Raw genomic sequence first — 24,656 nt, forward strand, 5'->3', positions numbered from 1 at the left:
CGGATTTTGGTCGTGGCTTGTTGTCGGTTGTTATGGGTCCCGGAACTGCGTACTCCCCTATGTACAAGCCCTATTGTTCGCGCAGTGCCTTTCCCGTATCTGTCAGGATGCGACCGGCTACAGCCTAAATTGGTCATTGGTGCCCTGGCGACCTGCGCGAAGATGCGGGCGGGAGATGGGATCAACCATGATTCGCAACGAAAGATCGATGCGAATTAATCTGTCTTTCGATTCATTTCGCGATGAAGAAAGCGATTGCCGTTTTTCGCGGCAATCGCTCGAGGGGGCGATCCACGGCTGCGGGAACGAGTGCAAGCCCGTCTTTGCAATCAGGAATCGAATTGGCGGCCGCTCAGCCGAGCTCAGAAGTAGTAGCCGATACTGGCGTTGAATCGCCGTCCCGTGGTATTGGAGGAGCCGCCGGCGGCGAGTGCGTCGCCGAAGACAGGCGAGAGATACGGCTGGTTCTTGCCTTGGGCATAGTCGAGCATGATCCACCAGCCCCCACTGCCGAATTCGATGCCCGTCACATTCTGGACGCTACGGTCATAGCCGGATGCCGACTTCCTCAACTGACTCCAGTCGTTGTAAACGCGGAAATTGCTGAATGGCCCGATCGACCCCGGAATCTTGTAGCTGAGGCTGACGATATCGATGTTGCCCTTTGCGGCCATGCGGTTCGTAAAGCCGTACGATCCGATGATCACGCAATCGTTATTGCAGGCGGACCACCAGTTGCCGTCCACCGAGCCGTTTCCGGAAAAGCTGTTGCGATAGCGGATCGTCTCGAGCTTTACCCCGAAATTGCCGAATTCACCGGTGTAATGGATGGCCTGGGCATTGCGGCGGCCGTTGGACAGCGAGGAATCGGTCGTGGCGAGTTCGCCGGTGAGCGCAGAAATGCCGATTTCCGATTTTCCGCCGCCGAGTTCCAATTCGTAGGCCAGGCGGCCCACGACCGTATTTCTCTCCTCGCGCCCGTAAGTCTTCATCAGGTGGTTGCTGAAACGGAGCGAATCGTAGCCGTCGAGTACCCTTGTATTGTCGGCTGCACCGAGCAGATGACCGCCGTCGGACGGGAAGAAACCGAGCGCAGAGCTGAGGCCGCCGTCCTTGCGCGAGTACTTCACGCCGAGTGCGAAGGTGTCCTCGAAACCCGCGTAATACGCCATCGATTCGAAGAAATTGTGCGAAGCGTAACGGCCGCTTCCGAAGGGCACGAGATCCTGGCCGACGTGAAGTTCGCTCTTGTCCGCGAACTTGAGCCCCGCCCAGAGGTATTCGTTCATCAGGATGCTCGCGCCTTCGTCCGCGCCGGTCTGACGGGTCGAATAATGGTAGTAGCGCTCGCGGCCGGACGAGATGAAGCGACCATCGTCGTACGTATATCCGAGGCGGATCGTGTCGAACTCGAGCGTCCCTTTGCGATCCGGATTCCAGTCGAGGTGCTCGGCTCGAATGCGCACCGCACCGTCGAATTTCAACGGGGACTCGGCGACCTGGGCGACTGCCGCCGATGCCGACATGAACAGGCAGGTGCCTGCAATTGCGAGCGGCGCTGACCTTGCACGCTTCATGAATTTCATTGACCTATCTCCTTCCTTGATGGCGATTGCTCTTATGTAGTTATTGAAAAGCTCGAGCGGGCACGGGCGGAAATTTCTTTCCTTTTTTTCGGCGGCTATTCCCGGTTTCGCCGATGGCGGGCTCGATCGAGTTAACGGGTGGAATCGATGCATACAGCCCGGGCGAATCGGGACGCGACAAAATGCAGGCGAATATCGCAGCGAGGATTGCGTCCGGGTGCGGTCAGATGAAACCGCAGTGCCGAATCGGCTTCAATAGATGCGGCGCAGGAAGAATCGCGAGGGTCGCAATGGGAACATTGCTGCGCCGCGGTGGAGTCCGGAGTGGCGCGGGCCGAGGTCCCGTGAAGGGGCGGTCGCTCAGGGGCGAGGCAAAAAAGGAATCCTCCCGCTTCAAGAGCCGCAGGCGTGCGTCGAGTCGCGAGGCTCTTGATGAAAATGAAAGGTGCCACGCGGAGGGGTGGAGAGCGAGGTGAAATAACCTGGCCCGCGTGGCACCTTTTGGAAAACGCTCGTCGGGGTTGAGGGAGTGTTGCAGGCGAAGCCAGGCGTGGCGACCGGGCTCCGCCGTACGAGCGCGAAGCCGATGAAACCGGATATTCCGCGTCACGACAAGCATGGCTACGCAAATGGAACATCCGGTGTCGCATCGGGACGATCCGCTGCAGACGCCACTCCCGGTCCGCTTGTTGAGTTGTTGCGGACATGTCGTGCAAGCCATCCCGGACCGTCGTTTCGCCCCGGGGGCACGGCAAACCCGCGCAACTGTTCTCGAAGCGACATCCGCCCATACTGTTTGCGATCGACGTCTTGAATGCGCGTGGTCTCTGCTGTCTGATCGCCCTGCGACGTACCCCTGATCCCGGTGTGGTTGTTGCGCATCATCTGCCGGCGCCCCCGTAGGCCAGAAGAAGCGGGCTGCGAGGCCGTACATGAAAAACGTTTGGAGACGACGGAAATGACCAGAAAATTGAAGTTGCGGAGCTTCCTCCTTGCAGCTGCGGCGATCACCTGCCTATTCGGCGAAGTCGCAAGTGCGGCGACGACCCTGAAAATGGCGACCGATTCGGGCGCCAAGGGCTCTCCCGCAGGCAATGCCCTGAAGAAATGGGCGGACCTGATCGAGCAGAAATCCAAGGGCGATCTCAAGGTCAAGGTGTTCTACCAGAACGAGCTCGGGGGACAGCAGGAGGTGTTCGACCTGCACGTCGCGGGCGACGTGCAATTGATGCTCAACTGGCCGATGACCTCCTACGACAAGCGGATCGGCGTCATCTACACGCCCTACATGACCACGTCGTGGGACGATGCGCTCAAGGCCTACAGCCCGGGCGGCTGGGTGAATAACCTGCTCGGCGGCATCTACAAGGATATCGGCCTGAAGTTCTTCGGCCCCTGGCCGGAGGGCTTCAACGGCGTCGCCACGCGCGGAAGCCACGCGCTGACGATTGCGGACGCCAAGAACATCAAGGTGCGCACGATGACGGTGTTCCCTGCGCCGCAGACGATGCAGGCGCTCGGTTACCAGACCGCCGCGATCGACTGGGGCGAGGTCTATACGGCGATGCAGACCGGCGTCGTCGATGGCGAGGCCGGCAACGTGATCTTCTGGGATTACGAGTACTTCCGCGACATCGTCAAGACCTACGTCCGCACCAAGCACTTCTTCATGACGGGCGTGCTGAGCATGAACCAAAAGGCCTGGGACAAGCTCACGGCCGAGCAGCAGAAGGTGGTCAGCGAGGCCTCGCTCGAGATCATGAACGAGCAGTTCAAGGCAGCGAGGGCACAGGACGAGTTCTACGTGAAGAAGGCCGTCGATGCGGGTATCAAGTACATCGAGCCGACGCCGGCCGAACTCGCCGTTCTCGGCAAGGCGGCGCGCGAGAAGGTGTGGCCGCTGATGGAGAAGGAAATCGGCGCGGAGATCGTCAAAACGATCCGCAGCAACGCCTCGCCACTCTGATTGATGCGTGCCTGCATGAAACCCGCCCAGCCCGCACGTTCGGGCTGGTTTTCGTCAAAGGGGTAAAAAAATGACAATGAGAGCGATTGCCGCGCTCGGGAAAGGCGCGGCCTGGCTGCTCGATGCCGCAGCGTTCGTGTCCAGCGTGCTCGTGGTCGGGCTGATGCTGCTGCTCGTCGTGGGGCGCTATCTCTTCGGATGGTCGATCGTCGGCCTGCTCGAAGTGATCATGATGTTCGGCATGTGGCTTTACATGCTGGGCGCCCTGATCGCGAGCCGGCGCAAGGAGCATCTGGTCGTGGACTTCTTCGCGCAGAAGTTCGGCGACGGATGGGCGCGCGAAGCGCACAGACTGCTCGTTGGCAGCGTCACCTTCGCGGCCACCGCATTCTTCACGCTGCTTGCATGGCGCATGCTGCGGTGGAGCTTCGGCCATCCGCAGACGACGCCGGGCATGGGCATTCCGCTATGGATCCCGCAATCGGCGATCCTGGTCGCCGCTGTCGGCAGCGGCCTCTATGCGCTGCGCGACATCGTGGCGGCGGGCTTCGACCTCGCTTCCGCGCGCGCACGTACCGTAACCCGCCGCGAGGAGGCGCTGTCATGGAAGGCTTGATCGCAGTCGGGCTGCTGCTCGTGATGATGGTGATCGGCGTGCCGGTCGCATGGTCGTTCGCGGGCGTACTGGCGTATCTCGTGTCCGCCTACGACGTCAATATCGACACGATCATGATGCAGGGCTACCGCTCGCTCGATTCGGTGATCCTGATCGCCCTGCCCCTGTTCGTGCTCACCGGCTACTTGATGCAGGGCGGGGGTATCGCGAGGCGGCTCGTCGAGTTCATCGAAGTGATGGTCGGAAAGCGGCGCGGTGGCATGGGCGCTTCGATGGTGCTCGCCTCCGGCATCTTCGGCGCGATCGCCGGCACCGCGACCGCCGCAGTGGCATCGATCGGCACGATCATGATCGGTCCGCTGGAGCAACGCGGCTATCCGCGCCACTATTCGTCGGCGCTGCTGGGCATCTCGTCCTTGCTCGGCATCCTGATCCCGCCGTCGATCACGATGATCCTGTTCGCGGTGGTGACCCGTCAGTCGGTGGCCGCCTGTTTCGCAGCGTCGATCGGCCCGGCGATCCTGCTGATTCTCGGTCTGATCGTCGCGAACCGCTTCAGCGTCGGGCGGCTGTTCCACGAGACCTTCGCGGCCGCTTCGGATGGGCAGGAGCGGATGTCGAAGGGCCGCGCGACGATAAGCGCGCTGCCGGCCCTGTCGTTGCCCCTGATCATCCTCGGGGGGATCTACGGCGGGATCTTCACGCCGACCGAGGCGGCGGCGGTTGCAGCCTTCTGCGCGATGATCGTAGGCTACTTCTTCTACCGGGACCTGACCGCGAAGGGCTTCGTGCACAACCTGGTCGCAGCCGCCGAGACGACCGGTACGGTGATCCTGATCCTGCTCTTCAGCTTCATGATCGGGCGCATCCTCGCATCCGAAGGTATTCCGCAGGATCTCACCGAATGGGTGACCTCGATGGTGAGCAATCCGCTGTTGATCCTGATCACGGTCAACCTCGTGCTGATCCTCGCCGGCATGATCATCGACGACGTATCCGTGACCGTCGTCGTGGCGCCGCTGTTCCTGCCGCTGATGATCGAATCCGGCATGCATCCGGTGCATTTCGCGTCCATCGTCGCGTGCTCGGTCGTGATCGGGGCGAACAGCCCGCCGGTTGCGCCGATCCTCTACATGGCGTGCCGTATCGGGAAGGCGGATATCCATCGCACGATCGCGCCCGCGATCGCGCTGATGGTGTTCGTGGCCCTGCCGGTGATGGTGATTACCACGTTTGTGCCGGAACTTTCGCTCGCGCTGCCGCGGCTGCTCGGCTTCCTCTAGAAACATGGTGAGACGCAGTCGCAGGAGGACTTGTCCTCGTTTGTCGTGTTTGAAACAAGGCGCGTCGTAATGAGGCAAGCCTGACGCCTCTTCGCTGTTGATTAGCCCTTCGCAGAGTGTCACTATTTCCCCGTCGGAAACGACGCGGCGAACGGTGCGCCGCGTCCCTGAAAAAAATCCCGTTCTACGACTTTCTGAGTAGGACTCCAGGGCGCGCGCACCGGCGGTGCACGAGGGATATTCAAACGACAAGGCCGGCAAATAGACCGGTCTGCGTGGCACCCGAGGGTGCCAGTGGAGGAGGGGTAATGAAGTACGAACGCAATGGCTCCGCGACCGGCCGGTCGGCGGAGCCGGGTGTCGGCGCGAGGCCGACCCGTATCGGTTTTCTGCTGCTCGACAATTTCACTCTCATCGCGCATTCGTCGGCCATCGAGCCCTTGCGCATGGCCAATCACCTGAGTGGGGAAGAGCATTACCAGTGGTTCACGCTGAGCGAGAACGGTGATCCGGTTCGCGCGAGCGACGGCCAGCGCATCCTCCCCGATGCGCCGATGGACGACGCGCACGACCTGGATATCGTGATCGTCTGTGGCGGCGTCGCACAGCAGCAGGCGATCCGCAAATCGCACCTGAACTTCCTGCAGGCCCAGGCCCGCCGCGGCGCGTTGGTCGGCGGTGTGTGCACGGGATCCTGGGCGCTGGCGCAGGCCGGACTGCTCGACGGCTACCGGGCCAGCATTCACTGGGAGTGCATTTCGGGCTTGCAGGAAGCTTTCCCGAAAGTGCTTGTCACGACTCGCCTATTCACGATCGAGGCGAACCGTCTCACCGCATCCGGCGGAACGGCCCCGCTCGACATGATGTTGAACCTGATCGGCAAGCAGCACGGGCGCGAGCTGATGGGGGCCATCTCCGAAATGTTCATGTGTGAGCGCATCCGCAACGATCAGGAACAGCAGCGGATTCCCCTGCGCCACGTGCTGGGGACCTCGCAGCCGAAGCTGCTCGAGATCGTCGCGCTGATGGAGGCGAACATCGAGGAGCCGCTCGAACTCGAGGACCTCGCGGCCATCGCCGGCATCTCGAGACGCCAGCTGGAACGCCTCTTCCTCAAGCATCTGAACTGTTCGCCGTCCCGTTATTACCTGACCATCCGCATCAACCGCGCGCGCCAGCTGCTGCGGCAGACCTCGATGATGATCATCGAGGTCGCCACCGCCTGCGGTTTCGTATCGACGCCGCATTTCTCGAAGTGCTACCGCGGCTTTTTCGGCGTTCCGCCGAGCAGCGAGCGGACCATCGAGCCCGTGCCGCGCGGCGCCCGGGGACGGCGCGAGGTGTTCATCGCCGACGAGAGCGCCGAAGTCCATGATGCAGTCCTGCCGGCATCGACCGCCGAACTGGCGCTGATGGCCGCCAGGGGCGAAGCCACCTACGGGAGCGTGATGCGCGTGCCGCGACGCTCGCTTTGTTGAAGCTGCTTCCTGCCGCAGCACACTGACGCGGGACAGAAGTTCGCGTCCCGTCGGTATCGAAGCCCGCCCTGGACCGATCGGTCTTCGGCGGGCTTCTTGTCAAGGTGACAATCCAACACGGCCGTTCGCCCTGCGCTCGTCGAAGGGCGATGGCAGGGCTTCGACAGGCTCGGTCCGAACGGTATCTGCTTGCCGGGCGAATCAGGTCTGAAACCCCGTCCCGCCGGGCGGACGGGCTGTCGCGCACTTGCTGCGTGCAAAGCTTGTCCCGGTGCGCACCGAAATGACGCATTTTGACTCGTCCCCGTCGCTTCCCGTGCGATAGGTCTTTCGGCGGGAACGCTATTCTCATCTCCACGAATAGCGCTTGCCGAGGAGCTGAGAATGGATGCGAAGGAAGTTCACGATAGTGCCGTTGTCATCGATGGCCTGATCATTGCGAAGTGGAGCAGGGACCTGTTCGAGGACATGCGTCGCGGTGGTCTGACTGCGGCGAACTGCACCGTTTCGGTGTGGGAAGGATTCCAGGCGACCATCGACAACATCGTGATGGTCAATCGCCTGATGGCGGAGAGCACCGACCTGGTGATGCCGGTGCGCACCACCGCCGACATCGCGGCGGCGAAGGAAGCCAACAAGACCGGCATCATCCTCGGCTTCCAGAACGCGCATGCGTTCGAGGACAAGCTGGGCTACGTCGAGATCTTCAAGAAGCTCGGCGTGGGCATCGTGCAGATGTGCTACAACACGCAGAACCTCGTCGGCACCGGCTGTTACGAGCGTGACGGCGGGCTGTCCGGCTTCGGCCGCGAGGTCGTCGCCGAGATGAACCGCGTCGGCATCATGTGCGACCTCTCGCACGTCGGCGCGAAGACCTCCGAGGAAGTCATCCTCGAGTCGAAGAAGCCGGTCTGCTACTCCCACTGCCTGCCGTCCGGCCTCAAGGAACATCCGCGCAACAAGTCCGACGCCGAGCTGAAGTTCATCGCCGATCACGGCGGTTTCGTCGGCGTGACGATGTTCGCACCCTTCCTCAAGAAGGGCATCGAATCGACGATCGACGATTACGCCGAAGCCATCGAGTACGTCATGAACATCGTCGGCGAGGATGCGATCGGCATCGGCACCGACTTCACGCAGGGCCACGACAAGGATTTCTTCGAGTGGCTCACGCACGACAAGGGCTACGCCCGCCGCCTCACCAACTTCGGAAAGATCGTCAATCCGCTCGGCATCCGCACCGTGGGTGAATTCCCGAACCTGACCGAAACATTGCTGAAGCGCGGCATGCCCGAGCGTGTCGTGCGCAAGGTGATGGGCGAGAACTGGGTGCGCGTGCTGCGCGACGTCTGGGGCGAGTGAGCCCGACCCCTTCCCGCCCCGACAACATACTGGAGACAAACCGAACATGAAGACCGCACCGCAACTGCCGATCGAAGTCGATTCCGAAACCGGCGTCTGGACCACCGACGCGCTGCCCATGCTGTACGTGCCGCGCCATTTCTTCATCAACAACCACAAGGGCATCGAAGAGGAGATCGGCGCCGAGCGTTACGCCGACATCCTCTACAAGGCGGGCTACAAGTCGGCCTGGCACTGGTGCGAGAAGGAAGCCGCACTGCACGGACTCTCGGGCGTCGCGGTGTTCGAGCACTACATGAAGCGCCTGTCGCAGCGCGGCTGGGGCCTTTTCTCGATCGAGGCGATCGATCTCGACGCGGGCACGTGCCGCGTGCGCCTCGACCACTCGGCCTTCGTCTATGAGTACGGCAAGGTCGGCCGCAAGATCGAATACATGTTCACCGGCTGGTTCGCCGGCGCGATGGACCAGATCCTCGCCGCCGCGGGCAGCCCGCTGCGCACGCTGGCCGAGCAGGCCCAGAGCGGCGCCGAGGAAGGCTGCGACTACGGCGTGTTCATCACCCGCCCGCGCTGACAGGAGTAAATGGCAATGGCCCAGTTCGACGCCCTTTTCCAGCCGATCCAGATCGGCAAGCTGACGATCCGCAACCGCATCGTCAGCACCGCGCACGCCGAGGTCTATGCGACCGACGGCGGAATGACCACCGAGCGTTACGTGCAGTACTACGAGGAAAAGGCCAAGGGCGGCATCGGCCTGTGCATCTGCGGCGGCTCGTCGGTGGTTGCGATCGACAGCCCGCAGGGCTGGTGGAAGTCGGTGAATCTGTCCACGGACAAAATCATCCCGCACTTCCAGAACCTCGCCGACGCGATGCACAAGCACGGCGCGAAGATCATGATCCAGATCACGCACATGGGCCGGCGCTCGCGCTGGGATGGCGAGAACTGGCCGCACCTGGTGTCGCCGTCGGGCATCCGCGAGCCGGTGCACCGCGCGACCTGCAAGACCATCGAGCCCGAGGAAATCGAGCGCATCATCGGTAACTACGCGCAGGCGGCACGCCGCGCGAAGGAGGGCGGGCTGGACGGGGTTGAGCTGTCGGCGGTGCACCAGCACCTGATCGACCAGTTCTGGAGCCCGCGTGTGAACCAGCGCTCCGACGAGTGGGGCGGTTCCTTCGAGAACCGCATGCGTTTCGGCATGGAGGTGCTGAAGGCCGTGCGCGCCGAAGTCGGCCGCGATTTCGTCGTCGGCATGCGCATCTGCGGCGACGAGTTCCACCCGGACGGCCTCACGCACGAGGACATGAAGCAGATCGCGAAGTATTACAGCGATACCGGACTGCTGGACTTCATCGGCGTCGTCGGTTCGGGCTGTGATACGCACAACACGCTGGCGAACGTGATCCCGAACATGAGCTATCCGCCGGAGCCCTTCCTGCATCTGGCGGCCGGGATCAAGGAAGTGGTGTCGGTGCCGGTGATCCATGCGCAGAACATCAAGGATCCCAACCAGGCGCAGCGCATCCTGGAAGGCGGCTATGTCGACCTCGTGGGCATGACGCGCGCGCATATCGCCGATCCGCACTTCGTCAACAAGATCAAGATGGGCAAGGTCGACCAGATCCGCCAGTGCGTCGGCGCGAACTACTGCATCGACCGCCAATACCAAGGCCTGGACGTGCTGTGCATCCAGAACGCCGCGACCTCGCGCGAGCATCAGGGGCTGCCGCACATCATCGAGAAATCGACCGGCCCGAAGCGCAAGGTCGTCGTCGTCGGCGGCGGGCCGGCCGGCATGGAGGCGGCGCGCGTCGCGGCCGAACGTGGTCACGACGTGACGCTGTTCGAGAAGAAGGACGCGCTGGGCGGCCAGATCTCGATCGCCGCGCGGGCGCCGCAGCGCGACCAGATGGCGGGCATCACGCGCTGGTACCAGCTCGAGCTCGCGCGCCTGAAGATCGACCTGCGCCTCGGTGTCGGGGCCGACGCGGCGACGATCCGCGACCTCAGGCCCGACGTCGTCGTGCTCGCGGTCGGTGCTCATCCCTTCCTCGAACAGAACCCGCACTGGGGCGCCGCCGAAGGGTTGGTCGTGAGCAGCTGGGACGTCCTCGAAGGCCGGGTCGCGCCGGGCAAGAACGTGCTGGTCTACGACACGATCTGCGAGTTCTCCGGTATGTCGGTCGCCGATTACCTCGCCGACAAGGGCGCCAAGGTCGAGATCGTCACCGACGACATCAAGCCGGGTGTCGCAATCGGCGGCACGACCTTCCCGACCTACTACCGCAGCATGTACCCCAAGGAAGTGATCATGACCGGGGACCTGATGCTGGAGAAGGTGTATCGCGAGGGCGACAAGCTGGTCGCGGTGCTGGAAAACGAATACACCGGTGCGAAGGAAGAGCGCGTCGTCGACCAGATCGTGGTCGAGAACGGCGTGCGGCCGGACGAGGCGCTGTACTACGAGTTGAAGCCCGGTTCGCGCAACAAGGGCCAGGTGAACATCGAGGAGCTCTTCGCGATGCAGCCGCAGACTTGCCTCGCCGAAAAGGGCGACGGCTACCTGCTGTTCCGCATCGGCGACTGCGTGTCCCAGCGCAACACTCACGCGGCGATCCTCGATGCGCTGCGGCTGTGCAAGGACTTCTGAGTACGCGGAGGTCCGGGGGCCGATGCGAGGAATTAGCCGGTCGTAGGGCGGAAGGCGCGCTTCGCGCTTTTCCGCCCTACCCGATGTGCGTTCCGTATCCGCCCCTGCATCCTAGGAGAGACGAATGCTTGACGTAGTACTCCCCATATTGATCTTCGCCTCGCTGGCGCTCGCCCTGCTGGGCGCCGTGCGGCGCATCCGCCTGTGGCGCCAGGGGCGCCCCTCGCCGGTCTCCGTGCTCGGCGGGCTGGCCGCGATGCCGCGCCGCTACCTGGTGGACCTCCACGACGTCGTCGCGCGCGACAAGGTGTTCGCGAACACGCACGTCGCGACCGGCGGCGGTTTCGTCGCGGCGGCGGTGCTGCTGATCCTGGTGCACGGCTTCCAGCTCGAGAGCCGCCTGCTCGCCTGGGCGCTGCTCGCGGCGACGGTCGTCATGTTCGCGGGCGCGCTGCGCGTCGCGGCACGGCGCAGGAATCCCCCGAAGCGCCTTTCGCGCGGCCCGTGGATGCGCCTGCCGAAGAGCCTCCTCGCGTTCGCGAGCGGCGTGTTCCTGGTGACGCTGCCGACCGCCGGCGTCCTGCCTGCTGGATTCGGCGGCTGGGCGCTGGCCGCGGTGCTGACGCTCGCCGTCGCGTGGGGCGTCAGTGAGATGTTCCTCGGCATGACCTGGGGCGGGCCGATGAAGCACGCCTTCGCCGGTGCGCTGCACCTGGCTTTCCATCGCCGTCCCGAACGCTTCGGCGGGGGCCGCTCGACCGGCCTCAAGCCGATCGACCTCAAGGACCCCGCCGCGCCCCTGGGCGTCGGCAAGCCCGCCGACTTCGCGTGGAACCAGCTGCTGGGCTTCGACGCCTGCGTGCAGTGCGGTCGCTGCGAGGCGATGTGCCCGGCCTTCGCCGCAGGTCAGCCGCTGAACCCGAAGAAGCTGATCCAGGACATGGTCGTCGGCATGGCCGGCGGCACCGATGCGGCCTATGCTGGTTCGCCCTATCCGGGAAAGCCGGTCGGCGAGCACGGCGGCGATGCGCACAGCCCGATCGTGCTGCGAGACGTACGTGAAGGCCGCGCGCTGGTGGACGCGGAGACGCTGTGGTCCTGCACGACCTGCCGCGCCTGTGTCGAGGAATGCCCGATGATGATCGAGCACGTCGACGCGATCGTCGACATGCGGCGTTACCTGACCATGGAGCACGGCAATACGCCGAACAAGGGCAGGGAGGTGCTCGAGAATCTCGCGACTACCGACAACCCGGGCGGCTTCGATCCGGCCTCGCGCATGAACTGGGCGGCGGACCTGGATCTGCCGCTGATGGCCGGGCGCGGCACGGCCGACGTGCTGCTGTGGATGGGCGATGGTGCCTTCGACATGCGCAACCAGCGCACGCTGCGGGCGCTGGTCAAGGTGCTGCGTGCGGCGCGGGTGGATTTCGCGGTGCTCGGCAACGAGGAACTCGACAGCGGCGACGTCGCGCGCCGGCTCGGCGACGAAGCGAGCTTCCAGGCGCTCGCGCTGCGCAACGCCGCGACCCTCGCCAAGTACCGCTTCCGCGAGATCGTGACCTGCGACCCGCACAGTTTCCACGTGCTGAAGAACGAATACCCGGCCTTCGGCGCGAGCTATACGGTGACCCACCACAGCACCTTCATCTCCACGCTGATGGAGAAGGGGCGGCTCGCGCTGGGCGAGTGGGCAGGCGGCAGTGTGACCTACCACGACCCGTGCTATCTCGGCCGCTACAACGGTGAATACGAAGCGCCGCGCAAGGCGCTGAAGGGCATCGGCATCAAGGTCGTGGAGATGGAGCGCTCCGGCTTCCGTTCGCGCTGCTGCGGCGGCGGCGGCGGCGCCCCGATCACCGACATCCCCGGCAAGCGGCGCATCCCCGACATGCGCATGGAGGAAATCAACTCGACCAAGGCCGATATCGTGGCGGTCGGATGTCCGCAATGCACGGCGATGCTCGAAGGCGTCGTCGGGCCGCGCGCCGAAGTGCTCGATATCGCCGAACTCGTCGCGGCGCAGCTCGTCGCGACACCCGCGCCGGCACCGCGCGCCGGCAAGACGGCTGTAGCCGAAGGCGCAGTGGAGGTGGTGGCATGAGTGAAATCGTCAGACGCGATCCGCGCACCGAGTGGATCGCCCGCAACCGCCTGCATCCCGAGCACGACGCCGTGCTCGCGCAGCTCCACGGCGGTGCGCCCGCCGCGCAGTGGATGGGGCCGAACGGCATCATCCGGCGCAATCCGCACGCGGTCGGCTTCATCGGCCCGAACGGCATCCGCCGCATCGACCGCAGCGGCGCGCAGACGGCGAATGCCGCGGGCGCGTCCAGACGCGATACGGCTGCGGCGCCAGCGCGGCGTCGCGTGCAGATCGACATCCCGGCGTTCATCATCGCAGTGGTTGCGGACATGCCCGGCGGCCGCCTGTCGGCGCACGACCGCGACCTGCTCGGCCTCGCGCGTCAGCTCGCCGACGGCGCGGTGCAGGGCGCCGTGCTGCTGGTGAGTTTCGGGGAGTCCCGCGACGAGGGGCTGGCCGAAGCCGGTGTGGACCGCGTCGTGAATTTCTCCGGCGAGGCATTCGACGGATACGCGCCCGAGCAACGCCTGACCGCGTTGGGCGGCATCGAACGGCAGCACGAGCCGCGTCACTGGCTGTTCCCCGATTCGCCGCTGGGCGGCGCGGAGCTGGGCCGGCGTTTCGCGGCACGGCAGGGCGAGCGGCCGGCGACGCAGGTGTGGCAGATCGCCGATGGGCAATGCACGGGGCGTGGAGCGGCCGGCACGATCGACGTCACGCGCGGCCTGCGGCGCATCGTGCTCGCGTTGCCCGAATGTGCCGAGCCGGTCAGCGACACGGTCCATGCGGCCGAAGCGGTTGCGCCGCCCGCGGCCCTGCCGCAGGCGCTGCGCCGTATCGAGGACCTTGGCGCGGTGGCGGTCGATCCGGCGGGTGTCGCGCTCGCGGAAGCCGAGTTCATCCTGTCCGCGGGCAACGGCATCCGCGACTGGGACGGTTTCCATCGTACGGCGCGCGTGCTCGGGGCGACCGAAGGGGCGTCGCGCGTCGCGGTGGACAACGGCTTCATGCCGCGTCACCGCCAGGTCGGTGCGACCGGAACATGGGTGACCGCAAGGGTGTACCTGGCCGTCGGCATTTCGGGCGCGATCCAGCATCTGCAGGGCATCCAGCAGTGCGACAAGGTCATCGCGATCAACACGGATCCGGGCTGCGACATGGTCAAGCGCGCGGACCTGTCCGTCATCGCGGATTCGAGCGAGGTGCTCGCGGCACTGGTGGAGTTGGTCGAGGGCGTTCGCAGGGAGCAGCGCAATGCAGCGTGACGGCAAGGAAAAAGTGGGTGCTGAGGGCCTGAAGGTCGCGGCCCTGGTTTCGGTGGGGCGCCACCCGGTGACGGGACGGTCCCGGCGGGCGGAATACGATGCGCGGGCCGTCGAGATCGGCCTGTCGCTGGTGCGGTCCGGGGACTTGTCCCTGGTGCACGCCGGCGAGTGTTCGCCCGAGACGGAAGGCGCGCTTCGGGCTTACCTGGGCATGGGCATCGATGCCATCGACGTCCTGCAGCAGCCGGCGGGGTCGGACATCGTGCCGGCGCTCGAAGCCTGGTTGCGCGCCGCGGGACCTCGCGTCGTGCTCTGCGGTGCGCGGGGCGAAACGGGCGAGGGCTCGGGGCTGGTGCCTTTCCTGCTCGCAGAGCGCCTGGGCTGGTCTCTGGTGTCCGGGCTCGCCGAAGTCGAATCGGTCGAGCGCGACACGATGACGGTGCTGCAGGCCTTGCCGCGCGGTCAGCGTCGCCGGCTCAAGGTGCGCCTGCCCGCGGTCGTCACCATCGACGCCGCCGCGCAGCCTGCACGGCAGAGCGCCTTCGGCCCGGCGCGACGCGGCGAGTTGTGCCCGCTTGCTGCCGAAGTGACGCCGGATGCGGCGGCGCGGGAATGGACGACCGCGCCGGCACGCAAACGTCCCAAGCGCCTCAAGATCGTCAAGGCGAGCTCCGCGCGAGACCGTTTCAAGGCCGCCGCGGCGAAGGCGGAAGGCAGCGGCGGGCAGGTGCTCACCGGGATTTCCGCGCAACAGGGGGCTGAGGCTATCCTCAAGCTCCTGCGCGAGGAAGGGGTCTTGCGATGAGCGCCGGACTGGCTGGACGCCCCGAGGAGGACCTGTCGACGCATGGAGTGGGGAAGGGGCTTCCGGCGACGGCGCTCCTGGATCCTTGCGGGAGGACGATCCGATGATGTTTGCCGACCTCGTCGACGTCGATGACTTCCGTCAGCGCCTGGGCGAACTGGGGATCGATCTGCCCGTGGGAGGCTCCCCCGACGACTGGGCCGGGCTCGTGCGCGCAGCCCAGCCCGTCGACGGCCTGCCGGAGCTGATCGGAATCTTGTGCGCCGAAGGCGTCACGCTGCAGCCCGAGGTGCGCCAGACCGTCGACATCATCCTCATGCCCTGAGGCTCGCGAAGAAACCGGTCATCACTCCGGGTCGCCAGGCTCGGGGCGAACGGTCGTAGCGGCCGGTCAGGGGGCTCGAAAACGGGCAAGTTCCGGCCTCCCGGCGCCGCATTTCGGGGCGCCGAATGCACCATGAAAATGCGCTGAAAATCCTTTGCGCCGACAGCACTTTGATTTGACGCAAATAGGGTGGATGGAGGTCGTAACGGAGTATCTTGCCTAATCAGGAGACCCCTAGACTGGCCTCGCCTACCCGCTGCGAAGTGCTCGTGCCGCAACGCTTGCTTCACCGAAGGCGCGAATCCCCGAAGCCGCTGGTCGGCTGTTGCACTGCAGGACAGAAGCTCTCGACTCGCATTCACAGAGACTCACCCACATACGGGCCGCCGCATAGAGCCCGACACAGCAGACTGGAGGAGCAGATGTTTTCAAGACTGAGGCAAGCATTCAAGCAGGCAATCGGGGCAGCGATGATCGTATCGGCGGTGGCCGGAGCGACGGGCGCCCACGCCGCCGAGCAGAAGGCGATCAAGATCGGCTGGACGGCCTGGTCCGACGCCGAGGCGGTGACCAATATCGCCAAGCAGCTGCTCGAACAGCGGCTCGGCTACAAGGTCGAGCTGGTGATGACCGACATCGGCCTGCAGTACCAGGGCGTCGCCAAGAAGCAGCTCGACGTGATGCTGATGGCGTGGCTGCCGAACACGCACAAGGCCTACTGGGACAAGCTCAACGGCGAGCTGGTCGATCTCGGTATTCTGTATGACAACGCCAAGCTCGGCTGGGCCGTTCCCGACTACATCCCGGCCTCCGAGCTGTCGTCGATCGACGACCTGAAGAAGCCCGAAGTTGCGAAGAAGCTGAAGAGCCAGGTCCAGGGGATCGACCCCGGTGCCGGCCTGATGCGAGCCTCCGAGCAGACGCTCAAGGACTACGACCTCGCCGGCTACGACCTGCGCACCGGTTCCGACGCGGCGATGATCGTCGCCCTCGATCGCGCGATGAAGCACAAGGACTGGATCGTCGTCACGACCTGGAATCCGCACTGGATGTTCTCGAAGTACAAGGTGCGCTATCTAGAGGATCCGAAGAAGTCCCTCGGCGGCGCGGAAGCGATCCACGCGATCGGCCGGAAGGGCTTCGACCAGGACTTCCCGAAAGCCGCGGCCTTCATCAAGAACTTCAAGATCCCGCTGTCTGACCTCGAAGGCATCATGGCGAAGGCGAAGGAATCGTCCTACGAGAAAGAGGCCGCAGCCTACATCGCGAGCCATCCGGAACTGGTTGCGAGCTGGTTGAAGGACGCCCAGTAAGGGGGCGTATTTCGCGCAGACGCGAAACCGGTGTCCGCAGCCGTCGCGGACACCGGACTCGATTCACGGATGGAGCAGTACCGCTGGAGGCACCCGAGGCCATGCAGGAAAAGATTGTCGTAAAGGATCTGTACAAGATCTTCGGACCCAAACCGGATCAGGCGATGCAGATGCTGCGTTCGGGCAAGGACAAGGATCAGATCGTCCGGGAAACCGGGATGGTGGTCGGTGTCCAGAAAGCGAACCTCCACATCAACGCCGGCGAGATCTTCGTCATCATGGGTTTGTCCGGGTCGGGCAAGTCCACGCTGATCCGCCTGCTCAACCGGCTGATCGAGCCCAGCTCCGGTCAGGTTCTGGTCGACGGGCAGGATGTCGCGTCGATGGACCCGCGCGAGCTCATCAAGCTGCGCCGCCGCGACATGGCGATGGTCTTCCAGTCGTTCGCGCTGCTGCCGCACCTCACGGTGCTCGCGAACGCCGCCTTCGGGCTGGAGGTCTCCGGCGTGCCGCGCAAGGAGCGCGAAGCGCGGGCGATGAAGGTGCTCGAACAGGTGGGCCTGGGCGCGTACGCGAACCGCTATCCGCGCGAGCTGAGCGGCGGCATGCAGCAGCGCGCCGGACTCGCGCGCGCGTTGGCCGTCGATCCGTCGCTGATGCTGATGGACGAGGCCTTTTCCGCGCTCGACCCCCTTAAACGCACCGAAATGCAGGACCTGTTGCTCGACCTGCAGCGCGAACAGCAGCGCACGATCATCTTCGTCTCCCACGACCTCGACGAGGCCTGCCGCATCGGCAACCGCATCGCCATCATGGAAGGCGGGCGCATCGTGCAGATCGGCACGCCCGACGAGATCATCCGCAACCCCGCCGACGAATACGTGCGGGCCTTCTTCAACGGGGTGGATGTGAACAAGTACCTGTCCGCCAAGGACATCGCCGACGCCGACGCCGTGCCGGTCTTCAAGGCGCACGGCGATTTCGCGAACGGCTTTCACGACGCGATCGAGCGGCTGCGTGCAGTGCGGCGCAATTACGGCTTCGTCGTGGATGGCGAGCGCAAGCTCGTCGGCACCGTGTCGATCGACTCGATGATCCGCTCGCTCGAATCCGGCTCCACCGAGCTCGCGCACGCGCTGCTGACGGACCTGCCGCCGGTCAATGGCAACCTCAACCTGCGCGAACTCATCTGCCGCATCGTGAAGATGCCCTATCCGCTGCCCGTGATCGAGCCGCAAGGCCAATACATCGGCGCGGTCACGCAGACGATCCTGTTGAAGAAAATGGCGAAGGAAGAGCTCAGCCATGCGTGATTTCCTGCCAATCGGCGAATGGGCCGAGAAGACCATCAACTTCATCCTCGAGAACGACCACGGGGTGCTGGAGAACCTGGGCGACGTCGTAGGGGAAATGACGGCACTGACCGAGCAGCTCCTGCAACTGGTGCCGGACTGGCTCCTCGCGGGCATTTTTGTCGCCGTCGGATTCTGGCGCCTGGGCTGGAAATTCGCCCTCATCTCGGCCGCGGCCTTCGTCGTCATCATCGGTACGGGCTTCTGGCCGGCGACGATGGTCACGCTCGCGCTGATCATCGCGGCGACGCTCATCAGCCTCCTCGTCGGCATACCGCTCGGCATCGCCGCGGCGCTCAACCGGCGCATCAACTACTTCCTGCGTCCGGTGCTGGATTTCATGCAGACGATGCCGGCCTTCGTCTACCTGATTCCCGCCGCGATGGTGTTCGGCCTCGGTCGCGTACCCGCGGTGCTGGCGACGGTGATCTTCGCGATGCCGCCCGTGGTGCGCCTGACCGCGCTGGGCATCCGCCAGGTGAACAAGGAGCAGGTCGAAGCCGGCATCACCTTCGGCTGCACGCCGTTGCAGGTCCTGCTGAAGATCCAGATCCCGGGCGCGCTGCCCTCGATCATGGCCGGCATCAACCAGACGATCATGATGGCGCTGTCGATGGTCATCATCGCGTCCATGGTCGGCGGCGGCGGACTGGGCAACAACGTGCTCGCCAGTATCCAGCGCCTCGACATCGGGCTGGGCTTCGAGTCCGGCCTCGCGGTGGTGCTGCTCGCGATCATTCTCGACCGTCTCACCGAGAGCTTCGGCGTGCGCAAGGAAGAGCGCATCGCACGCCGGCAAGGCGGCCAGGGTCAGGAGTCCTGACAACCGAGGCGCCCCGGCGCGATCCATGCGCCGGGCACCGCGCCGGTTTCATTCCCGGATCCGCAGTCGCCCCGCGGGTCACCAGGTCGGCGCGCTACGGATCATCCGCTCGGCGGTCTCGGCGTCGAGCGGCGGGCCGAAGAAATAGCCCTGGCCACAGTCGACGCCCAGCTCCCGCAGACGGGCGAGCTGGGCCGCGTTCTCGACACCCTCCGCGATCACGCTCATGCCGAGCGTCCGCGCCAGCGTGACGATGGTCTGGACGATGTCGTCGGCCGTACGGTCGGCGTCCATGCGGCGCACGAAGGACGCGTCGACCTTCAGGGTGTCGAGCGGGAAGCGGTGCAGGTAGGACAGCGACGAATAGCCGGTACCGAAGTCATCCATCAGCAGTTCGATGCCGAGCGCCCGCAGCTTCGTCAGTACCGCGGCCGCGGCGTCGGCGTGCTCCATCAGCACCGTTTCGGTCACCTCGAGCTTGAGGCTGTCGGCTTCGAGGCCGGTTTCGGCGAGCACCGCCCGGATCTGCTCGAGCAGGTCCGGCTGCGCGAATTGCCGGCCCGCGAGATTTACGCTGATCTTCCCCGCCGCGCGGTCCGGGAAGCGCTGGTGCCAGTCCCGCATCTGCCGGCAGGCTTCGGCCAGCACCCAGCGTCCAATCGACACGATGAGGCCGGTCTCCTCGGTGAGCGGAATGAACTCGCCCGGAGGGACCAGCGTGCCGTCGGTGCGGCGCATCCGCACCAGCGCCTCGAAGCCGGCCAGGCGTCCCGTGGGCAGGGCGACGATGGGCTGGTAGTAGACGCGGAACTCGTCGCCGCGCGCGACGGCCCGGCGCAGTTGCGTCTCCATGTCGAGCAGCGCGACGACGCGCTCGCGCATGTCCGCGGCGAACACCTCCTGGCACGCACCGCCGCGCCGCGCCGCGTTGTGCGCGGCCGTCTCCGCGTCGCGGAGGATGTCGGCCGGGTCCGCGTAGTCCGGCCGGCTGAGCGCGATCCCCACGCTCGCCGAGGAGAAGAGCGCATGCCCGTCCACATTGAACCCGGCAGCGAGCTCGCCTTGCAGTCGCTCGGCGAAGCGGACCGCCTCCGCGACATCGTTGGTGTCCTCGAGCAGGATCGCGAAATTCTCCCCGCCGAGGCGAGCCGCCGTGTCCCCTGTTCGCAGTCCCGAGCCGAGGCAGCGCGCGACGGCGATCAGGAATTCGTCGGCGACGGCCGCACCGAGGCTGTCGCCGATGAGACGGAAACGATCCAGGCTGACGAACAGGACTGCGAAGCCGTGTGCACTGCCGAGCCGGGCGCGGTCGAGCGAATCACCCAGACGGGTCAGCAGCAGGCTGCGGTTCGGCAGCCCCGTCAGGCTGTCGCGCAGCAGCTCTTCCTCGACCACCGAGCCCAGCACGAGGCGCGCGGATGCGGCGCCGATGACGCCGGAGAGCTGCGCCTCGCAGTAACGCGCGAGGTCCGCATCGACGTCCCGCGGCCATGCGAGACCGTGTCGGCCCGCGTAGGCGATCATTGATTGACGGGCGTTCTCGGGCCCGAGGAAGCGCCCCATGAGCGCGTGCAGATCGGCTAGCGAACCGCGTGCGCCCCAGGCGCGTTGGGCGCTGCGGTCGTGCCGCGACGCGTCGACGAACAGCGCCGCCTGGGTCTGCTCCACGCTGTTCTGTTCACTGAGGACCGACACCGCAACGTAGGCGCCGATATTCGCGAACATGGTCCACAGAACCGCATGGCTGGTCTCGTCGAGGCCTTCCAGGCCCAACAGCGCGAGCGGGCGCAGCAGCGCGACGCCGAAAGGGCCGTGTTCGAGCAGCGTCGGCGACAACCAGCCCGCACGGGCGAAGGCCGGCACGACGAGGGTGTAGAGCCACAACGCGAACCCTGCGCTGAGTCCGGCCAACGCACCCGCCTTGGTGCCTCCCTTCCAATACAAGCCGCCGAGCAGCGCAGGCGCGAACTGCGACACCGCAGCGAGCGAGATCAACCCGATGGAGGCCAGTGCATACGCTTCGCCCGCCAGTCGGTAATACGCGTAGCCGAGCAGGAGTCCCGCCACGATCGTGATGCGGCGGATCGCGAGCAGCAGGCCCGAGAGATCCCTCCGTTCCGCGAGGCGCAGCGCCTTGACGCGCAACAGGATGGGCATCACGAGGTCATTGCACACCATCGTCGACAGCGCAATGACCTCGACGATCACCATGCCGGTCGCCGCGGCGAAGCCACCGACGAAGACGAGCAGGGCCAGTGCCTCCCGCTGCGCAGACATCGGCAGCGCGAGAACGTAGGTTTCGGGACTCACGGTGCCGTCGGAGCCGAACCGCAGCAAGCCGCCGAAGGCCAGGGGCAGGACGAAGAGGTCGAACAGGAGGAAATACAGCGGAAACAGCCAGATCGCCCGGTTGACGTGTGTCTCGTCGACGTTCTCGATCACCGCGACCTGGAACTGCCTCGGCAGGAACATGACCGCGAGCATCGTGACGAGATAGATCGAAAAGACGGAGCCCCAGCTGTTTCCGCCGCTCCCTTCACCGCCGATCGTGAAGAGCGCCGCGAGTCGAGGCACCTGGGCTGCACGCGCGAAAATGTCGCCCGGCCCGTCGTACATGCCCCAGGTGACGAAGATGCCGACGGCGAGAAAGGCGACCAACTTGACCAACGAGTCGAAGGCGATGGCGGCGACCATGCCTTCGTGGCGCTCGGCGAGATCGAGCTTGCGCGTGCCGAATACGACGGTGAACGCGGCCAGCAGCACCGTCACGTAGAAGGCCGTGTCATGCCAGATGCTTTCGGCCCGCGCCGCGGTCGCCAGCACGTCCGGATAGCCCCGCAGCACGTGGAAGCTCATCGAGATCGCCTTCAGCTGCAGCGAGACGTAGGGCGTGACGCCGAGGGTCGCAATCACGGTCACGAGTCCCGCCAGCAGGCCGCTCTTGCCGTAGCGCGAGGAGATGAAGTCGGCCAGCGACGTGAGGCGGTTGTCCTTGGCGATGCGTATGATCTTTCGCAGCACCATCCACCACAGGCAGGCGATCACGCAGGGCCCGATATTGGCCGGGAGGAAACCGATGCCGGTGGCTGCGGCCACTCCGACGTCGCCGTAAAAACCCCATGCAGTCATGAAGACGCATAGCGAGAGTGCATAGACGTAGGGGTTGGCGATCAGGCTGCGGCCCGCGTCCGCGGCGCGCTCGCCGAGATAGGCGATCCCGAACAGCAATCCGAGATACGCCGCGATCACCGCCGCGATAACCCATGTCGGCACGACGAGTCTCCGGGCTGCAGCCGAGCGGCGCCGTGCTGCAGTTCGCCGCTACGTCCGCTCGATCACCAGCATCAGGAGGGCGACAAGCAGTGCCCACGCGACGAAGGCGTACACGTACAGAATCGGAATCCCGGCGACCAGCGTCGGATGGTTGAACAGGGCCAGCAGCGGATAGTTGAACAGCAGCACGCCGAGAACGAACATCGCCGCCAGGCGATACGTCTTGATGTTGGGCCTGTTCATGGTTTCCGCTCCCGATGGTTCTTCGACGACCGGCCTTTGCGCGTTCCCGTGGTACAAGGATAGGAAACGGCTCCGCGCATTGCACGGAGCATCGAACGAATCGGCGGCGATCAGCGTATCGGGGGCGTCACGCTGCGAAATGATGCACGACCGGTTTGTCCCGCTGCTGCGCATCTTCAGCCCCTGCTCCCTGCGGCCGACGCTCGCTGCTGGGCGGCTTGCCGAACAGCGCGCGGTAGCACTTGCTGAAATGACAGGCGGACTGGAAGCCGCAGGCGACCGTGATGCTCGTGATCGACATCTCCGTCTGCATCAGCAGCTCGCGCGCGCGCCGCAAGCGCAGTTCAAGATAGTAGTGGCTGGGGGTGACCTGGAGCGCCTCCTGGAACAGGCGCTGCAGATGGCGCTGCGACAGCCCGGCCAGTTGCGACAGCTCCTCCAGAGACAGCGGCTCCTCGATGTTCGCTTCCATCAGTGCCGCCACTTCCACCAGGGCCCGGCGGTTGCAACCCGCGCGCGCCGCCAGCGGAATATGTTGGCGGTCCTTGCTGTCGCGAACCCGTTCGAGGATGAACTGCTCGGAGATCTCCGCGACCAGCGTCTTCCCGCAGCGCTCGCGCACGACGGAAAGCATCATGTCGATCGGCGCGATGCCGCCCGTACAGGTGATGCGGTCGCGGTCGATGACGAAAAGCTCCTCGACGAAAATGATCTTGCCGTGCGCTTCGCGCAAGGCGCTCAGATTCTCCCAGTGGATCGTCGCACGGTAGCCGTTGAGCAGGCCGGCCTTCACCAGCGCGTAGGTTCCGGTGCACAAGCCGCCGAGGATCACCTTGTCGTGTGCGATGCGCCGGAGCAGGGCGAGTACCTTGTCATCGACGAAGCGCGTGACGTTGGTGCCGCCGCATACGAACACCATGTCGAACGGCCCGGAATCCTCGTAGGTTCCGATCTGCGCAGGCGCGAGGCCGTTGCTGGACGGTACGGTTTGGCCGTCCGCGCTGATCACCGACCAGCTGTAAAGGGGCTTGCCACTGATGTGGTTGGCCATGCGCAATACTTCGACCGCACTCGAGAAGGCGATCATCGTGAACTCGTTCAGCACCAGGAAGCCGACGCGCGTCACGGATGAGAGGGGAGCGGACACTTTGTGCCTCCGAGCTCAGGGTTGGGCAGTTTCAAACGATAAAGTGGGCAGGCGCCGGCTTTCGCCGGCACCGTCGCTGTGCGCTGTCAGCGCGAACCATGCCGCCTCGTCGGCCCGTACGAAACCGACAGGATGGCAAGGGTCGGAAACTGCCGGTCAGCCCTTCGACCCGTGAGTCCCGACAGCGCAAACGCAAAGGGCGCGACGGATTCGTGGGGGCGGAAAGGAAGGTGAGGCAAGCCTCGGCGCCGCGGGCGGGCGGAAGTGGCACATCGTCGTCTCCTGTTGGTCGTCCTCGCGCTTTGCGCCCCAAGACGGGGCATGCGCCGGCGCTTCTTGTCGGTTCTGGTGCGCCGCTCGGATCGATCTATGTTTCTGTAAACATAGCGTCTTCTCGTGTCCTTGGCCAGTACCCGGCCTGTGGTGGATCGGCACTGTCGCAATTGAACGGAAATGCGTCGGAACCAGACCGACCCGCGCGAAATTACGGGTGAATAATGTTGCAATGAGGCAAATGGGATGGTGCGCAACGTGAATTCGCAAGCGCCCGGTGAGGGGCAGGACAACGATGATCGCCTCGCGACCGGGCACGACTCCCTTCAGCGCGTCACGCGTGACTTCTGCCGGAGCATGCAGAAAGCAGCCGGTAGCGGGTCAGGTGGCGAACCCTATGCGGAGATCCTCTACCACGCCAGCTACAAGTCGGCCCGTCACTGGTGCGAGAAGGAAGCTCGGACTCTGGGTCTTTCCGGCATGGCGGTGTTCGAGCATTACCTCCACCGCCTTTCGCGCCGCGGCTGGGGCCGTTTCAGCGTGGTGGAGGCCGACGCGACCAACGGCTTCGCGGATGTCCGCCTCGACCACTCGACCTTCGTCCTCGCCCAGGCGGAAGCCTGCGCGACCAAGACCTGCTACATGTTCGCGGGCTGGTTCGCGGGCATGATGGACTGGATCGCCGAGAACGCCGGCCAGCCGGTGAAGACGATCTGCTGCGAGACGCAGTGCGGGGCCGACGGCTTCGACCACTGCATCTTCGCCATCCGGCCGCAACTGTTCACCTGAGCGCTCCGCGACGCCGAC

At 65.1% G+C, this 24,656-nt stretch carries 19 protein-coding genes; 15 read left to right on the plus strand and 4 right to left on the minus strand.

Going from position 1 to position 24,656, the window contains the following annotated elements:
- Positions 1-362: 362 nt before the first annotated feature.
- On the minus strand, positions 363-1,739 hold the full coding sequence (locus F464_RS0123875) for a hypothetical protein (protein ID WP_232429023.1): 1,377 nt from the start codon (positions 1,737-1,739) through the stop codon (positions 363-365).
- An 805-nt stretch (positions 1,740-2,544) separates the two neighbouring features.
- Between F464_RS0123875 and dctP the strand changes: the two genes are divergently transcribed.
- The 14 genes from dctP to F464_RS0123945 all read left to right on the plus strand — a co-directional run bounded on the left by dctP (position 2,545) and on the right by F464_RS0123945 (position 18,913).
- Positions 2,545-3,552 (plus strand): TRAP transporter substrate-binding protein DctP, encoded by a 1,008-nt coding sequence (gene dctP, locus F464_RS0123880; RefSeq protein WP_018992378.1) that lies wholly within the window; start codon positions 2,545-2,547, stop codon positions 3,550-3,552.
- Between the two features lie 70 nt (positions 3,553-3,622).
- Positions 3,623-4,168, plus strand: a complete 546-nt coding sequence (locus tag F464_RS29435; protein WP_157354120.1) for a TRAP transporter small permease — start codon at positions 3,623-3,625, stop codon at positions 4,166-4,168.
- Positions 4,156-5,451: a TRAP transporter large permease gene (locus F464_RS0123890; protein WP_018992380.1), complete on the plus strand. Its 1,296-nt coding sequence runs from the start codon at positions 4,156-4,158 to the stop codon at positions 5,449-5,451. The genes F464_RS29435 and F464_RS0123890 overlap by 13 nt, the downstream gene beginning before the upstream one ends.
- 308 nt (positions 5,452-5,759) lie before the next feature.
- A complete protein-coding gene (gene gbdR, locus F464_RS0123895) occupies positions 5,760-6,929 on the plus strand; it encodes a choline metabolism transcriptional regulator GbdR (protein ID WP_018992381.1) in 1,170 nt (389 codons plus the stop codon).
- Between the two features lie 384 nt (positions 6,930-7,313).
- Positions 7,314-8,291, plus strand: a complete 978-nt coding sequence (locus F464_RS0123900) for a dipeptidase (RefSeq protein WP_018992382.1) — start codon at positions 7,314-7,316, stop codon at positions 8,289-8,291.
- Positions 8,292-8,337: 46 nt separating this feature from the next.
- Positions 8,338-8,865, plus strand: a complete 528-nt coding sequence (locus F464_RS0123905) for a DUF5943 domain-containing protein (RefSeq protein ID WP_018992383.1) — start codon at positions 8,338-8,340, stop codon at positions 8,863-8,865.
- Between the two features lie 15 nt (positions 8,866-8,880).
- A complete protein-coding gene (dgcA, locus tag F464_RS0123910; RefSeq protein WP_018992384.1) occupies positions 8,881-10,944 on the plus strand; it encodes a dimethylglycine demethylation protein DgcA in 2,064 nt (687 codons plus the stop codon).
- A 124-nt stretch (positions 10,945-11,068) separates the two neighbouring features.
- Positions 11,069-13,048, plus strand: a complete 1,980-nt coding sequence (locus tag F464_RS0123915; RefSeq protein ID WP_026296279.1) for a (Fe-S)-binding protein — start codon at positions 11,069-11,071, stop codon at positions 13,046-13,048.
- Positions 13,045-14,295 (plus strand): electron transfer flavoprotein subunit alpha, encoded by a 1,251-nt coding sequence (gene etfA / locus F464_RS0123920; RefSeq protein ID WP_018992386.1) that lies wholly within the window; start codon positions 13,045-13,047, stop codon positions 14,293-14,295. The genes F464_RS0123915 and etfA overlap by 4 nt, the downstream gene beginning before the upstream one ends.
- Entirely contained in the window at positions 14,285-15,100 is an 816-nt protein-coding gene (etfB, locus tag F464_RS0123925) for an electron transfer flavoprotein subunit beta (RefSeq protein ID WP_018992387.1), read from the plus strand. The genes etfA and etfB overlap by 11 nt, the downstream gene beginning before the upstream one ends.
- A gap of 103 nt (positions 15,101-15,203) precedes the next feature.
- Positions 15,204-15,425 (plus strand): hypothetical protein, encoded by a 222-nt coding sequence (locus tag F464_RS0123930; RefSeq protein ID WP_018992388.1) that lies wholly within the window; start codon positions 15,204-15,206, stop codon positions 15,423-15,425.
- A 422-nt stretch (positions 15,426-15,847) separates the two neighbouring features.
- A complete protein-coding gene (locus F464_RS0123935; RefSeq protein WP_051092350.1) occupies positions 15,848-16,738 on the plus strand; it encodes a glycine betaine ABC transporter substrate-binding protein in 891 nt (296 codons plus the stop codon).
- A 101-nt stretch (positions 16,739-16,839) separates the two neighbouring features.
- A complete protein-coding gene (gene proV / locus F464_RS0123940; protein WP_018992390.1) occupies positions 16,840-18,051 on the plus strand; it encodes a glycine betaine/L-proline ABC transporter ATP-binding protein ProV in 1,212 nt (403 codons plus the stop codon).
- Positions 18,044-18,913, plus strand: a complete 870-nt coding sequence (locus tag F464_RS0123945) for an ABC transporter permease (protein WP_018992391.1) — start codon at positions 18,044-18,046, stop codon at positions 18,911-18,913. The genes proV and F464_RS0123945 overlap by 8 nt, the downstream gene beginning before the upstream one ends.
- A gap of 78 nt (positions 18,914-18,991) precedes the next feature.
- Here F464_RS0123945 and F464_RS0123950 read toward each other — a convergent pair whose 3' ends face one another.
- The 3 genes from F464_RS0123950 to F464_RS0123960 all read right to left on the minus strand — a co-directional run bounded on the left by F464_RS0123950 (position 18,992) and on the right by F464_RS0123960 (position 23,576).
- Complete coding sequence (locus tag F464_RS0123950) at positions 18,992-22,186, minus strand: EAL domain-containing protein (RefSeq protein WP_018992392.1); 3,195 nt, start codon at positions 22,184-22,186, stop codon at positions 18,992-18,994.
- Between the two features lie 48 nt (positions 22,187-22,234).
- Positions 22,235-22,429: a hypothetical protein gene (locus tag F464_RS0123955; RefSeq protein WP_018992393.1), complete on the minus strand. Its 195-nt coding sequence runs from the start codon at positions 22,427-22,429 to the stop codon at positions 22,235-22,237.
- Between the two features lie 127 nt (positions 22,430-22,556).
- Entirely contained in the window at positions 22,557-23,576 is a 1,020-nt protein-coding gene (locus tag F464_RS0123960) for a GlxA family transcriptional regulator (RefSeq protein WP_228217884.1), read from the minus strand.
- A 531-nt stretch (positions 23,577-24,107) separates the two neighbouring features.
- On the opposite strand from F464_RS0123960, the gene F464_RS29440 reads away from it, so the two are divergent.
- Positions 24,108-24,638, plus strand: coding sequence for a 4-vinyl reductase (locus tag F464_RS29440; protein ID WP_198292330.1), 531 nt, complete (start codon positions 24,108-24,110; stop codon positions 24,636-24,638).
- The last annotated feature ends 18 nt before the right edge of the window (positions 24,639-24,656 follow it).

The sequence above is a fragment of the Aromatoleum toluclasticum ATCC 700605 genome (assembly GCF_000378245.1).
In the GTDB taxonomy this organism is placed as follows: domain Bacteria; phylum Pseudomonadota; class Gammaproteobacteria; order Burkholderiales; family Rhodocyclaceae; genus Aromatoleum; species Aromatoleum toluclasticum.